General features: G+C 50.7%; 14 protein-coding genes. 11 read left to right on the forward strand and 3 right to left on the reverse strand.

Features of this window, described 5'->3' with window-relative positions; translation table 11 throughout:
- Nucleotides 1–96: 96 nt before the first annotated feature.
- Entirely contained in the window at nt 97–609 is a 513-nt protein-coding gene (locus H6F72_RS14375) for a hypothetical protein (RefSeq protein WP_190436682.1), read from the reverse strand.
- A 477-nt stretch (nt 610–1,086) separates the two neighbouring features.
- Here H6F72_RS14375 and H6F72_RS14380 point away from each other — a divergent pair, with 477 nt between their 5' ends.
- From H6F72_RS14380 to H6F72_RS14415, 8 genes are all read left to right on the forward strand, one after another.
- Entirely contained in the window at nt 1,087–1,332 is a 246-nt protein-coding gene (locus tag H6F72_RS14380; RefSeq protein ID WP_190436684.1) for a hypothetical protein, read from the forward strand.
- 197 nt (nt 1,333–1,529) lie between these two features.
- Nucleotides 1,530–2,645, forward strand: a complete 1,116-nt coding sequence (locus tag H6F72_RS14385; protein WP_190436686.1) for a DJ-1/PfpI/YhbO family deglycase/protease — start codon at nt 1,530–1,532, stop codon at nt 2,643–2,645.
- 54 nt (nt 2,646–2,699) lie between these two features.
- Nucleotides 2,700–3,383: a phosphoribosyltransferase gene (locus tag H6F72_RS14390; RefSeq protein ID WP_190436688.1), complete on the forward strand. Its 684-nt coding sequence runs from the start codon at nt 2,700–2,702 to the stop codon at nt 3,381–3,383.
- A gap of 38 nt (nt 3,384–3,421) precedes the next feature.
- Entirely contained in the window at nt 3,422–4,156 is a 735-nt protein-coding gene (locus H6F72_RS14395) for an SRPBCC family protein (protein ID WP_190436691.1), read from the forward strand.
- A gap of 17 nt (nt 4,157–4,173) precedes the next feature.
- Complete coding sequence (locus tag H6F72_RS14400) at nt 4,174–5,343, forward strand: zinc-dependent alcohol dehydrogenase (protein WP_190436694.1); 1,170 nt, start codon at nt 4,174–4,176, stop codon at nt 5,341–5,343.
- A 248-nt stretch (nt 5,344–5,591) separates the two neighbouring features.
- Entirely contained in the window at nt 5,592–6,761 is a 1,170-nt protein-coding gene (locus H6F72_RS14405) for a zinc-dependent alcohol dehydrogenase (RefSeq protein WP_190436697.1), read from the forward strand.
- Nucleotides 6,762–6,770: 9 nt separating this feature from the next.
- The gene (locus H6F72_RS14410; RefSeq protein WP_190436700.1) at nt 6,771–6,953 is read left to right on the forward strand and encodes a hypothetical protein; all 183 of its coding nucleotides are present in this window, start codon (nt 6,771–6,773) and stop codon (nt 6,951–6,953) included.
- 24 nt (nt 6,954–6,977) lie between these two features.
- Complete coding sequence (locus tag H6F72_RS14415) at nt 6,978–7,319, forward strand: cupin domain-containing protein (RefSeq protein ID WP_190436702.1); 342 nt, start codon at nt 6,978–6,980, stop codon at nt 7,317–7,319.
- A 1-nt stretch (nt 7,320) separates the two neighbouring features.
- Here the strand turns inward: H6F72_RS14415 and H6F72_RS14420 are convergent, their stop codons facing one another.
- Complete coding sequence (locus H6F72_RS14420; protein WP_190436707.1) at nt 7,321–9,813, reverse strand: ATP-binding protein; 2,493 nt, start codon at nt 9,811–9,813, stop codon at nt 7,321–7,323.
- Nucleotides 9,814–10,371: 558 nt separating this feature from the next.
- Between H6F72_RS14420 and H6F72_RS14425 the strand changes: the two genes are divergently transcribed.
- The 3 genes from H6F72_RS14425 (at nt 10,372) to H6F72_RS14435 (ending at nt 12,340) form a co-directional block, all read left to right on the forward strand.
- Nucleotides 10,372–10,653, forward strand: a complete 282-nt coding sequence (locus H6F72_RS14425) for a hypothetical protein (protein ID WP_190436709.1) — start codon at nt 10,372–10,374, stop codon at nt 10,651–10,653.
- A gap of 181 nt (nt 10,654–10,834) precedes the next feature.
- Nucleotides 10,835–11,476, forward strand: coding sequence for a hypothetical protein (locus H6F72_RS14430; protein WP_190436712.1), 642 nt, complete (start codon nt 10,835–10,837; stop codon nt 11,474–11,476).
- A 12-nt stretch (nt 11,477–11,488) separates the two neighbouring features.
- Nucleotides 11,489–12,340: a pentapeptide repeat-containing protein gene (locus tag H6F72_RS14435; RefSeq protein ID WP_190436715.1), complete on the forward strand. Its 852-nt coding sequence runs from the start codon at nt 11,489–11,491 to the stop codon at nt 12,338–12,340.
- Nucleotides 12,341–12,402: 62 nt separating this feature from the next.
- Here H6F72_RS14435 and H6F72_RS14440 read toward each other — a convergent pair whose 3' ends face one another.
- Nucleotides 12,403–13,185, reverse strand: coding sequence for an MBL fold metallo-hydrolase (locus H6F72_RS14440; protein WP_190436719.1), 783 nt, complete (start codon nt 13,183–13,185; stop codon nt 12,403–12,405).
- Between the last annotated feature and the right edge of the window lie 3 nt (nt 13,186–13,188).

The following is a 13,188-nucleotide window of genomic DNA, read 5'->3' on the forward strand; positions in this document are numbered from 1 at the left end:
TCACGGAGGCTCAATCTATCTCAGCCTGTATCGACAACCGCTGAGCAGCAGTTTTTCAATGTGTCCTGTAACAACTAATCGCTACTTAAACCTAATTTAATAAGCGGGAGCGGGCTCACCACTTGCGGCTAAATCGCGAAGGTCGCGCCCTGTTTCTCGACCGTTGTAGCCTTGGAACTCTTGATAGCGTCGAGCTTCTGCTTCAGGTACTCGAATGCCTTCTCGTGGTGGTGTCACCCAATGCACCTTACGCTGAGCATCCCGGTAGTAGACTCGACCATTTTTGGAGAGGTAATACTGTCCTTCTGGCCCTTGCGCCTGTTTGTTGCGATGCTGATTGTAAAGATAGTAAAGCGCGGCTGCTCCAGCCAAAATGGCAACTTTCTGCTTGTTGTTCAACCCTTGGTTTACCCGTGTATCATTACGGGGAGGCGCATATTGCCTGTCATTACGAGTGTTGTAAGTAGGCGGTTGCTGAGGCGAGGTGACTTGAGAATCGCCACAGGCAGCAAATAAGGGGAAGGTTAAAATCAGAGTTAGTACAAGCGCAAACCAACGAGTCGATTTGTGGGTGGTCGATTTGTCAGTGGTGGATAGGCTCTGGCTCATAACAAAAAGATTTGCTAAATGGACAGGATGCTGTTTCTCACTAATTGAACAAGTCAGGAATACCGTTTTGGGAGATCTCGTAAATAGCAGCCCAGCTGGGGGAGAAGCAAGGCGATCGCTGGAGTTTTGGAATGCACCCCAACACAACTTTGAATGCAAGTGATCAAGGCGCTCTATAGGCACTCATTAACGCCAAATTTTGGCAAAGTTCCATGCTGCTTGAGGCAGAAGTTAGCCATCAACTTCCCCCCTTGAGGAGTAGGTAATTTAGAAGAGTTCGACGAAATGCAGTGCAAAAGCTTGAAATTAGATTTTCTAGCTTTGGTAGCTTTGAGATCCGTTGAGTGAGGTCTACTGAGATTTGGTTGAGATCTGTCTGTAGGGCGAGGAGAGGTTGTCCTTGGCGGACGTACGCTGAGACGTGCTTACACACAGCATAAGCGTCCAATTAATGTGCCAACCCTTAGGAGGATCACCATGTCTCATCACGGCGAACATATGACTGGCACTAGCGACGAGCAGTACGACCTAGTCAGTGTGCTCTACCATGCCTTAGAAGGGGCTGCCACTTGCGAAGTCTACATTCAGGACGCGGAGGAAGCAGGCGACAGCGAGTTGACTCAATTTTTCCAGGAACTACAGGAAGAAGAGAACAGACGAGCAGAACGGGCGAAAGCGCTACTTGCAGCCAGGCTGACTCAATCAACGGCTGCGGCTCGGTAAGCATCTATACCTTTGCACTTAATGAGCCAGGTTGAGGAGTCACAAGACAAGTTAATTCTGGATTTAGTTTATTTCTCTGTCTGCTTGTTTCTCTGTCTACGGACAAGAATTCAAGAATTAGTTTCGGCTATAACCGGTAATGCTTGCGTTTTTCATTGCAGCATTAATGCCCGCAATCAGAGGTACGGAATTCAATCATGGTATCCAATTACGCTCAAAATGGAACTCCCACCTCTTCGAGACGAGTTGCCATTTTAATTGAAAACGGTGTTGAAGATTCAGAGTTTCATGTTCCTTACACAGCTCTGAAAAAAGCTGGAGCCGAAGTCGTCGTCCTCGGTTCCCGGATGAATGAGCAGTACAAAGGCAAGCAAGGCAGAGTGTCGCAGGAACCCGATGGCACTACTACAGAAGCCCGTGCCGCTGACTTTGATGCAGTGATTATTCCGGGTGGCATGGCTCCCGACAAAATGCGGACCAATATGAAGACGGTGCGCTTCGTCCAAGATGCGATCGCCCAAAACAAGTTGGTCGCAGCGGTTTGTCACGGTCCTCAGGTTTTGATTGAGGGAGACTTACTTCAAGGTCGCACTGCCACAGGTTTCCGAGCCATTCGCAAAGATATGCAGAATGCAGGAGCTAACTATGTGGATGAGCCGCTAGTTGTAGATGGCAATCTGCTCACCTCGCGTCGTCCAGGTGACTTGCCGATGTTTACCACTGCGATCTTGACTCGCCTGGGCCTAAGCATTCCTGACACGACTCTGCCGGATGTCAGCGATCGCGATGCAGGTTGGTGGAAGTTGGGCGAAGAGTGGGGTGGCTCTAGTAAACAGGAGATCGTTAGCGCCATTAATACAGCGATCGCCGGAGAACGTTACGGTTTAGAAGCTTTCCAGCAGTATGCCGAGAAGACAGATGACGGTGAATTGCGGTCTGTCTTTCAGCATGTCTGCACGGCTAAGAAACAACATATCCAGAAGCTAGAAGCAAGGTTGCGGCTGTTCGGGGAGCAAGAATCTCTTCAAGCGGTTGCCAGCGGCACTCTAGCTACGCTCAAAGGTTGGTTACAAACACGTACCGATGATATTTCGATCTTGCGGCGAGCCTTGGGCGACTTGCAAACCGGAGTCGTTGATACCTATGCCCTGCGTAATAAGCTGACCGACCCCACCACTACTCTAATTTTTGATGACATGGAGATCGACATTGCCAAGCATGAGCAGCAAGTCGCTGATCTTTACCATGCTCGCATTAGTGTCGGCCCCGTCAGCCCCCCTCAACCTACCTCTGGTGCCGCAGCCAAGATTTGAGGTGGCGGGCTATTGCAGATCACTAGCTCTCTAGGCTGGTCAGGAGATTGAATCATGAAGCGATTTCAAAACCGAACCGAAGCAGGTCAATTTCTAGCATCTTTGCTGACGCAGTATAGCGATCGCGCTGATGTGCTGGTTTTAGGCTTGCCTCGCGGTGGGGTGCCGATCGCCTTTGAAATTGCTGCTGCCCTCCATGTGCCGCTAGACATTTTTCTAGTGCGGAAGCTGGGAGTTCCGGGGCACGAAGAACTGGCGATGGGAGCGATCGCCTCAGGTGATGTGCGGGTGCTGAATCAAGATGTGGTGGAGATGCAACAGATCTCCGATACCGCGCTAGAACAGGTGACGCAGCGCGAACAACAAGAGTTGCAACGCCGCGAGCATTTGTATCGAGGCGATCGCCCTATCCTGCCGATCACAGATCGAATTGTGATTCTGGTAGATGACGGTTTAGCCACAGGAGCCACGATGCGAGCCGCAGTCATGGCAGTGCGGCAACACCAACCCCAAGAAGTTGTGGTGGCGGTTCCGGTCGGAGCGCGGCAAGCCTACGAGCAGATCAGTCCACAAGTAGAGGCGATCATCTGTGCTGTGCTGCCAGAGCGCTTTAACTCGGTCGGAGCCTGGTACGAAGCGTTCCCTCAAACCAGCGATCGCGAGGTCTGTGAGTTGCTGCAACGCGCACAAGAACGGACACAAGATAGTGCTCCGCTCTCGTCTCGGCTAGGTGTTTAGTTAACAAACTCAAATTTGAAACTCTAAAGGAAAAACAAATGGAACAAAGTAGTAATCAGCCAATTGTGCCTAACCAGTCTGGCAGCAGCGAGGCCAGTGATACTGAGCGTTGGGCCTCTCTCATCGGGGGAGGTGCCTTGGTGCTTGCAGGTTTACAACAGCGATCGCTCCGGGGCGTTTTGACCGCAGTCGCAGGTGGAGGATTGCTCTACCAAGGCGTGACTAAGCAAAGCACTGTGCAAAAAGCTCAGGGAGTGCTCCAGCAAGCTCAAGACGCTGTGGGTCTCAACAAAGGCATCAAAGTTGAAAAAACTGTCACCATCAACAAGCCTGCTGAAGAGCTATATCGCTTCTGGCGCAACTTAGAGAACCTCCCCCGGTTCATGAAGCATCTCAAATCTGTTACTGCCTACAACGACACGCGATCGCACTGGATTGCCAGTGCTCCTTTGGGCACCAGCGTCGAGTGGGATGCTGACATCATCCAAGAAGAAGAAAACCGCTTCATTGCTTGGGCTTCTGCCGAGAACGCTGACGTTGATAACTCTGGCTTTGTGCGCTTCCAACCTGCGACTGGTGGTCGGGGCACCGAAGTCAAAGTTGTGATGGAATATAACATTCCGGGCGGTGCCGTCTCCGCTGCGATCGCCAAACTCCTGGGCGAAGAACCCGAACAACAAATTGGCGATGAATTGCGCCGCTTCAAGATGCTGATGGAAGCAGGCGAAATTGCGACCACCGAAGGACAAACGTCCTGTCGTGCATCTCATTAGGCAGGAGTAATCATTCGATGAGAGCAGTTTGCTGGCATGGGGCGAATGATGTCCGCGTGGACACAGTCCCCGATCCCAAGATTCTCAATCCGCGAGACGCGATTATTAAAGTCACAGCCGCCGCCATCTGTGGCTCTGATCTGCACATCTATGACGGCTACATTCCCACCATGCAGCCCGGTGACATTATTGGTCACGAGTTTATGGGTGAAGTAGTCGAGATTGGCAGCAAAGTAAAGAAATTGCAACGGGGCGATCGCGTCGTGGTTTCTTCGATCATTGGCTGCGGTCAATGCTCCTACTGCAACTTGCAACAGTGGTCTCTGTGCGACAACTCCAACCCTGGAGGTTGGCTTCAAGAGCAAGTCACAGGTTACTCTACTGCTGGAATTTTTGGCTACTCTCATGCCTTCGGTGGCTATGCGGGTGCCCATGCCGAATATATTCGCGTTCCTTTCGCCGATCACGGAGCAATCAAAGTTCCTCAAGGCATTCCAGATGAGAAACTACTCTTTCTCTCCGATGCCTTCCCCACCGGATATATGGGCGCAGAAATGTGCGACATCCAACCGGGAGATACCGTCGCGGTTTGGGGGGCAGGTGCTGTAGGTCTCTTCGCCATGCATAGTGCCTACATGCTCGGTGCCGAACGAGTCATCGCGATCGATCGCTTCCCCGAACGACTCCGGATGGCAAGAGAGTTGGTCAAAGCCGAAGTAATCAACTACGAAGAAGTAGACGCAGGCGAAGCCCTCAAGGAAATGACCGGAGGACGCGGCCCCGATAGCTGCATCGACGCGGTGGGTCTAGAAGCCCACGGCATGGGTGTAGAAGGCTTCTACGACAAAGCCAAACAAGCTGTACGACTAGAAACCGATCGCCCCAACGTGCTGCGACAAATGATGGTTGCCTGTCGCAAAGGCGGCACCCTCTCCATCATGGGAGTCTACTCTGGCTTCGTAGACAAAATGCCCTTTGGCGCTGCCTTCAACAAGAGTCTCACCTTCAAAATGGGGCAAATGCACGGCCAGCGCTACATCCCCATGTTGCTAGAACATGTCCTCAACGGCGGCATCGACCCCTCCGCTGTCCTCACCCACACCCTACCGCTAGAAGAAGCCAAACGTGGCTTCGAAATGTTCAAAAACAAACAAGACAACTGCATGCGGGTCATGTTCAAGCCATGACCTAACCCCCCGCCCCCTTCCCTAGTAGGGAAGGAGGAGTCAGAGAGTGAGGGGAGAGAAGTGAGAAGCCAATGGCCAACTACTCACCCAACCCAAGGCTCGAAACACTTACACCCAAACTTGTTTGGAGGGGGCCTGGGGGACGCAACCGTCCCTCAGCGGGGGTTTGGAGGCGAGTGCCCCCAAGGTTCGGTTCTTCAATGCTTATATCAAAACCTAACTTGAAAGTAGTACAGGAGCAAAACTAGATGAAAGCACTTTGCTGGCATGGAGCCAACGACGTTCGGATCGGCAACGTCCCCGATCCCACCATCCTCAATCCCCGCGACGCCATCATCAAAATCACCTCTACCGCCATCTGCGGCTCCGATCTACATATCCTTGACGGCTATATCCCCACCATGAAAGAGGGAGATATCCTCGGGCATGAATTCATGGGAGAAGTGGTTGAACTTGGTAGTGCCGTCAAGAACGTGAAAATCGGCGATCGCGTTGTCGTTCCCTTCACCATCTCCTGCGGCGGCTGCTTCTTCTGTCAGCGGGATTTGTGGTCTTTGTGCGACAACTCCAACCCCAACGGCTGGATGGCAGAAGCAGCAATGGGGCACTCTCCCTCTGGATTATTTGGTTACTCCCACATGTTCGGCGGCTATGCGGGCGGTCAAGCCGAATATGCCCGTGTTCCCTTTGCCGATGTGGGTCTGTTCAAAGTGCCTGACGGGCTCAGTGACGATCAAGTCTTGTTCCTGACGGACATTTTCCCTACAGGTTACATGGCGGCAGAAAACTGCAACATTGAGCCAGGAGATACCGTAGCAGTTTGGGGCTGTGGTCCTGTCGGCCAGTTTGCCATCAAGAGTGCTTTCATGCTGGGTGCCGAACGGGTGATCGCGATCGATCGCATTCCCGAACGCTTACAGATGGCGAAAGAGCAATGTGGGGCCGAAATCATCAATTACGAAGAGATTGATGCGGGAGACGCTGTCAAAGAGATGACAGGCGGGCGCGGTCCCGATAGCTGTATTGATGCCGTAGGTATGGAAGCACATGGCACAGGCCCAATGGCGATGTACGACCAGGTCAAGCAAGCAGTACGCCTAGAAACCGATCGCCCCACTGCGCTGCGTCAAGTGATTCTCTCTTGCCGGAAAGGTGGCCATGTCTCCTTGGCAGGTGTGTATGGTGGTTTCCTAGATAAAGTGCCTTTTGGGGCTGCTTTCAACAAAGGCTTGACCTTCAAAATGGGCCAAACTCACATGCACCGCTACATTAAACCCCTGATGGAAGCGGTACAACAAGGCAAGATTGACCCCTCCTTTGTCATTACCCATAAACTGCCTCTAGACCAAGCTCCTCATGGTTACGAGATCTTTAGAGATAAAAAAGAGAACTGCATCAAAGTTGTCCTCAAGCCGTAGGCCGTAGTCATGGAGATTGACCCTGCTCCTCAATTTGAAAAGACAGCTTTAATCAACCAGTTGCTCTCAGAGCTGTATAACTTGGTTGAAATTCTAGAAGCTGAGCATATCAAGCCTGACTCCCTGCAACTCCACTCGCCTAGTCAGGCTGATGGGCTGGAGCCTGCCCCATTGCGATCGCCAATTGTTTAACTTGTCGTTATAGGTCGAAAAATCATGAGCGATACCACAGTCATCAAAGTTCAATCTGCCCAATCTCCTCATGGTGAGTTGGGGCAGAAGTACCTGGCTGGAGGGGTGACCCTTGCCATGCGGATGTGGGAAAACGAGCAACCGGGCGAATCCAAGCCTGAAACCCGCCGTGAATACGAAACTGTCGGTTATGTGATCCAAGGTCGTGCTGAGTTGCACCTAGAAGGCCAAATGGTGCTTCTAGAAACGGGTGATTCTTGGGTGGTGCCGAAAGGAGCCTCGCATACTTACAAGGTGTTAGAGCCATTTACAGCAGTTGAGGCAACTTCACCTCCCGCCTTTGCTCACAGACGCGACGAGCAATAGCTTACTCAGTGAGGGAAGCGATCGCAGATTTCTTACCCGCAGGCTTTTCAGTTGCAGACTGATCAGCGATCGATTTGTGCACAGTGGGGATCTCAATTAAAAAGTGAGTACCTTGGCTAGGGGTGGAAAGACAGCGCAATTGACCGTGATGTTTTTCCACCACAATTTGATAGCTAATCGCCAAGCCCAAGCCAGTTCCTTCCCCTACCTTCTTGGTCGTGAAGAAGGGATTAAACAATTGGTGCTTGACGGTTTCGCTCATACCAGGGCCGTTGTCACCAATGTCTATCAGCACCGTTTCTTTGTTGGTAGTGGTGCGAATCGTGATGCTGGGTATCGTTGCGGGATTAGCTAGCGATCGCTGCTCATGATCTTCCTCTAGAGCATCAATAGCATTGCAGAGGATATTCATAAACACTTGGTTGAGTTGTCCGGCGTAGCACTCCACCAGTGGCAGGTCACCATATTTTTTCACCACGGCAATTTCTGGCCGATGGGGCTGCACCTTTAAACGATTCTGTAAAATCAGCAGCGTGCTGTCGATGCCTTCATGAATATCCACAGGCTTCATTTCGGCTTCGTCAAGGCGGGAGAAGTTGCGGAGGGATAGAACAATTTGGCGAATGCGTTCGGCCCCAACTTTCATGGAGGCCAAGAGTTTCGGCAGATCCTCGACCAAGAAAGGCAACTCGATCGCTTCAATCTGAGCTTCAACCGCAGGGATTTTCTCGGTGGTATGTTGCTGATAAAGTTGCACCAGATCGAGCAGATCTTCGGCATAGCGGTTGATATAGGTGAGGTTGCCGTAGATGAAATTTACTGGGTTATTGATCTCATGCGCCACCCCAGCCACAAGTTGCCCTAAACCAGACATCTTCTCCGTTTGAATCAGTTGGGCTTGAGTACTTTGGAGATCTTGCAGCGCTTGCTGGAGCTGTAGGGCTTGCTCTTTGAGTTGCGTTTCTGAATCACGCAGAGCCGATTCTACTTCCCGCCGCTCGGTAATTTCGTCCTCTAGTTGAGTGATCACCTGGCTCAACTCGGTGGTGCGCTCTAGCACCCGCTGTTCTAGTTCTTCGTTGTTGCGTCGCAATTTCTCACGGGCTTGCTCTAGGCTTTGTTCTCGGCTGTATACTTGCTCGGCCATTGAGTTAAACAAGCGCCCCAAATGCCCCAACTCATCTCGGCGTGACTCATCTAGCTGCATATTAAAATCACCTGCAGCCACTAGTTCTGTAGCCTGCATGAAGCTAGTTAAGGGTTTGGCAATCTGTTGGCGCAAGACAAAAAACAGCACCAAAATTTCTAGCAACAAAGACAAGAAGCCCAAGAGCAAGATGATGCGAGCCGTTTGGAAAGCGGGTTGCGCCAAGATCGACTTAGGATAGACCGTAACGAAATACCAATCTGGTCCTTTGATTTTGGCGACAGCTAGATATTCGTCATGCTGCGCGTTGTCAATAATCACCTGACCCGATCGCAGGGTCTGAATTTTCTGAAAGATTTGCTCTAGATGGCGATCGCCCGACTGCTGAATGTCAAACTCGCCTTTCTTGGCTTGAATCTCCGCTGTACGCTGCGGGTGGGCAATTAAGCGACCATCGGAGCGCACAATCATGTTGTAAGCCCCAGGCAAGCGATCGTGGATGGTGCGGTTGAGTAGCTCATCTAAGGTGATGTCTTGGCCCAAAGTGACAATGGGGTTGCCGTTGCGGCTGACAGGGGTGGCACAAGTCACCAACCAAGTTTTACCTACAATGTCGTAGTACAAGCCTGTCCAGACTGTTTCTTGCGCTGGGTTATGTTTTAGGTCAGCCGCCCAGTAATACTCCTGGTCAGGCATGGATAAGTCTGAGGTAGCATCAGCGGCCCAAGTTGGCACTTGGGGCCAGTAGAGCACCATAATGTTCTCTGGCAATGTGAAATAGGTGTTTTGCAGCTGATGATGCCACGCCGCACCATACATATTCGCCAGTTGATAGAAGGTGAGGACTCGCTGCCGAATATCTGCATTGAGCTGCACTCGCTGGTCGATGTATACGCCTGCTTCACGAGTGCCATCAAAGATTTCTGGGCGATTGCGAATAGCTCCATCAGGCGATCGCGCAAACAAGCGATCGAATTCAGTTTTGGGATCTTGATCCCCTAATTCCTCTAAGCGCCGGAGCAACTCAGTTTTCAAGACTGCTTGGTTCGTTTCTGCCAACGCAAAGATCGTATTTTCTCGCTCCACCCGCTCTTCTACATACTTTTCCAGTTGCCCCAGTGTTTGGGACTTGAAGCTAGAAATCATGTGGAAATAGCTGATCGTAGTTGACACCACAATCACACCCGCAATCCTTACTGCCAGCTTGATCAGCGTGCGACGAGTCAGAGAACCCGTAGTCCCAGGCAATAAAACTTTTGCTGGAGGTTGAGCTTCGAGTTCTGAGTTGTCCTCCTCCGGGCGTCCTCGCCAGCGCTGAGTCAAGATGTTAGGTAGTAGTGGCTTCATGTAAGGAGGCTCTTGAGTAGATTGCTACAGGGCAAATGAATCAACTGACATGAAAGCTGCTTAAAGAACGGGTTAATTGTATAGTCTGCTGCCCCTATGAAAATTAGGGTGATCAGGCTCACGGTTGAACAATTGTATAAAATGTTTCTTTCTTAGATTAGCTAGTTATTCTCTTTGAAAAACTTATAGCTTTTTCCCCTAGAAAACGGGAGGCGATCCGGACATTTTCAAAGTTTTTTATTATTTAGGGAGCTAATATTGGCCAAAGTTATGCGGATTATTGATGTGTCTATTATTACAAATAATGCTTCAGGTAAATTGCTTAGATTGATGCCGCCAAATGGCTTAATCTAGATGAGCTAAAGGCAGCCTCTGACCAAGCTCGTCTTATTAAGGGAAATCAGGAAGTGTGGCAATGCTTACTGTCGTTTTTTAACAAACCTATTAGTTATTTATAACAGTGTAAAGATTTAAATTGATTTTCCTTTAAGTAAGAGAGAATACATTTTTGTTGATAGAGCATTAAGGAAGATGAAGTAGCTCCTCCCTCGAAGTTTTATGTTGCCTTTGGTGTTGTCTCACGAACTGGTCCACCCCTTTAAGTTTTTGTATGACCATGAGATTCGCGAAGGGATGTGTTCTGGCAAAGAGCTGTACTGCCTCTGGAGAAGGTTTCCTGCTGATAGCAGACAAGAAGCGTTTGCCCTAGCAATGGACTTGGCCGAGCAAGACAGTCAAGTATGTATTACCTGTATGAGAGTGGAGTACAAGATCTGGGTCAGCTTGAGAACCTTACCTTCAGATTTTGCTGCTGCTCGACCCATATCAGCAGTTGCTTGAACTGTGAGTTGTGATTGCTGCTCGAATAACTGGGTTGAGAGTGGTGGTACCTCAAGCGTGCATGAGGGATCTTTCTAACCCTCATGGCAAGTCATCTCTGCGGAACCATAGCCGGATGGCACAATAGCTGAGATACTTTTACCCGTACACTGAGCAAATTGGTCTGTACTGAGTTTTAACCTTGGGCATAGAACTACGCAGCTACGTTTATCTGGACAATATTCAACCGCAGCATGCGGCATTTTTGGGAACCGTGGTGCCTGGTTTTTTGCCACTCCCAGGTGATACTTCGCTCTGGGTTGAAATTTCCCCCGGCATTGAAATCAACCGGATCACAGATGTTGCCCTCAAAGCCACCTCGGTGCGACCAGGCTTGCAAATCGTTGAGCGTCTGTACGGCCTGCTAGAAGTGCATTCCCGTAACCAAGGGGATACCCGGACTGCTGGGATGGCAATTCTGGAAGCATTGGGAGCGAAAGAGCGCGATCGCCTGAAGCCCCGGGTGGTTTCTAGCCAAATTATCCGCAACATTGATGCGCACCAAACTCAGTTAATCAACCGCTTTCGGCGTGGCAATCTGATTTTGGCAGGCCAAACCCTTTATGTTTTGGAAGTTGAACCTGCGGGATATGCGGCTCTGGCTGCGAATGAAGCTGAAAAGGCAGCCGGGATTAGACTGCTAGAGGTGCAAGCCTTTGGTAGCTTTGGGCGGCTGTATTTAGGCGGAGACGAGCAAGACATTCTCGCTGGCTCCAGTGCCGCTCTCGCAGCCATTGAAAGCGTGACTGGGCGTGAAAACCCCACTGATCGAGGCAAGGAATAAAGGAAGCACTCAATGGCAAATCCAGAACATTTGGCGCTATTGAAAATGGGTGCTGTGCGATGGCTGGAGTGGAGAACTCACAATGGTGCTGTAGAACCAGATTTGAGCGAAGCAGACCTGAGCGGCATTAATCTCCGAGGCGCAGATTTGCAAGGAGTCAATCTCAAGCGGGTAGACCTCAGCCATACGAAGTTGATTGCTGCCAATCTCAGCAACGCCATTCTCAACAACGCTAATCTTCAAGCGGCTGACTTGGTAGAAGTTTATTTGTGCAACGCCGAGTTGGTTGACGCTAGCCTGATGCAGGCAGATTTGCGCGATGCCAACCTCAGCGGAGCCAACTTGATCGGCACGGATTTGCGGGGCACCAATTTTAAGCGGGCTGACCTGAGTGGAGCTAACTTGATTGGCACCGATTTACGCGAAGCCAATCTCCGAGGCGCAGACCTCAGTGAAGCTCGTTTGAGCCGCGCCAACTTGAGCGAAGCCAACCTGATGGCGGTTAATCTAAGTCAAGCAGACCTTAGCAATGCCACTCTCTATAACGCGGAGCTGCTTACTGCTCATCTTTACCAAGCTAACCTCACCAAGGCCAACTTAATCCAGGCGCATCTGGGGCGGGCGTATGCTTCTAGAGCTAACTTGAGCGAAGCGGATTTATCTAAAGCCGATTGCAGTTGGGCCAATCTTAGCAAGGCCAATTTGCAAGGGGCTAATCTCAGTTACGCCTATCTGCGGGGCGTTAACTTGAGTGGGGCTAATCTGCAAGGAGCCAATTTGCAAGGAGCTGAGCTGGGCTGGGCCAACCTGCACAAAGCCAATTTGCAAGGAGCCACCCTCCCTGATGGTTCTATCCATCGTTAAGTAGGGGTAGGGGCGAACGGCTGTTGGCCCTACAGGTGGAACACAAAAGTTTTAATTCACAATCATGATTTGGCGATCGCCCGGCGTTGGAGTTTTAGTTCCACGCGATCGCCGGGTTTTGGCTCTAATAGTTGGGTTGAGAGTTTGCTAGCCGCTAGTTGAGTGCGTAGTGTATCCGTGCTACCCATTGTTTGAATAATCGCCATCAGCACTCCCTCAAACGTGACATCTCCTCCAGCGGCGGTCGGTAGCATCACTTGAGGTTGCACCATCTCCGCCAGTTCCAAAGCGCTGTTTTTCCCTTGAATGATTGGTCCTAATACAGGCACTTTCATATCAATGACTGGGGTGATCACTACATCCACAGGTGCCATCTCTTTCAGAACGGGGGCATGATAGCCGTGAGGCTCGTAATAAAGAGTGAGTTCAGAGGCAAGTTCTTTCAAGAAATAGGCGTTTTCAGTGACGAAGGGACCAATTGGTGATCCGGGTAGGGCTTGAATAGTGACTTGATTGTCTAGATTAAAGCTTTCTCCATGTGCCAGAGTCGTTACTTGGTGGTAGCCCAACTCGCGCACCACTTTAGCAGCGCTGGGGGAAGCAACAACCGGAATCGAGCGATCGAGTTGTTTAAGTGTAGGCGGATGCGTATGGTCTTCTAACCCTTGAGACAGCAAAATCAAGTCGATGCGATCGGGAATTGGCCGCTCTTGGGGACGGCTGCCCTTAAACAGCCAGTTGATGTTACCGAAAACTAGCGGCCCGACTAACCAGGGGTCTAGCAGAATCCGCTTGCCTCCCATTTCAATCAGCCAAGAGTTGCTGTCTAGCCAGGTCAGGTACATATT

The organism is Trichocoleus sp. FACHB-46 (assembly GCF_014695385.1).
GTDB lineage: Bacteria > Cyanobacteriota > Cyanobacteriia > FACHB-46 > FACHB-46 > Trichocoleus.

Excerpts from the sequence above, each read along its gene's own strand:
- H6F72_RS14375 (WP_190436682.1), bottom strand. The coding sequence starts at position 609 with ATGAGCCAGAGCCTATCCACCACTGACAAATCGACCACCCACAAATCG.
- H6F72_RS14380 (WP_190436684.1), top strand. The coding sequence starts at position 1,087 with ATGTCTCATCACGGCGAACATATGACTGGCACTAGCGACGAGCAGTAC.
- H6F72_RS14385 (WP_190436686.1), top strand. The coding sequence starts at position 1,530 with ATGGTATCCAATTACGCTCAAAATGGAACTCCCACCTCTTCGAGACGA.
- H6F72_RS14390 (WP_190436688.1), top strand. The coding sequence starts at position 2,700 with ATGAAGCGATTTCAAAACCGAACCGAAGCAGGTCAATTTCTAGCATCT.
- H6F72_RS14395 (WP_190436691.1), top strand. The coding sequence starts at position 3,422 with ATGGAACAAAGTAGTAATCAGCCAATTGTGCCTAACCAGTCTGGCAGC.
- H6F72_RS14400 (WP_190436694.1), top strand. The coding sequence starts at position 4,174 with ATGAGAGCAGTTTGCTGGCATGGGGCGAATGATGTCCGCGTGGACACA.
- H6F72_RS14405 (WP_190436697.1), top strand. The coding sequence starts at position 5,592 with ATGAAAGCACTTTGCTGGCATGGAGCCAACGACGTTCGGATCGGCAAC.
- H6F72_RS14410 (WP_190436700.1), top strand. The coding sequence starts at position 6,771 with ATGGAGATTGACCCTGCTCCTCAATTTGAAAAGACAGCTTTAATCAAC.
- H6F72_RS14415 (WP_190436702.1), top strand. The coding sequence starts at position 6,978 with ATGAGCGATACCACAGTCATCAAAGTTCAATCTGCCCAATCTCCTCAT.
- H6F72_RS14420 (WP_190436707.1), bottom strand. The coding sequence starts at position 9,813 with ATGAAGCCACTACTACCTAACATCTTGACTCAGCGCTGGCGAGGACGC.
- H6F72_RS14425 (WP_190436709.1), top strand. The coding sequence starts at position 10,372 with ATGTTGCCTTTGGTGTTGTCTCACGAACTGGTCCACCCCTTTAAGTTT.
- H6F72_RS14435 (WP_190436715.1), top strand. The coding sequence starts at position 11,489 with ATGGCAAATCCAGAACATTTGGCGCTATTGAAAATGGGTGCTGTGCGA.
- H6F72_RS14440 (WP_190436719.1), bottom strand. The coding sequence starts at position 13,185 with ATGTACCTGACCTGGCTAGACAGCAACTCTTGGCTGATTGAAATGGGA.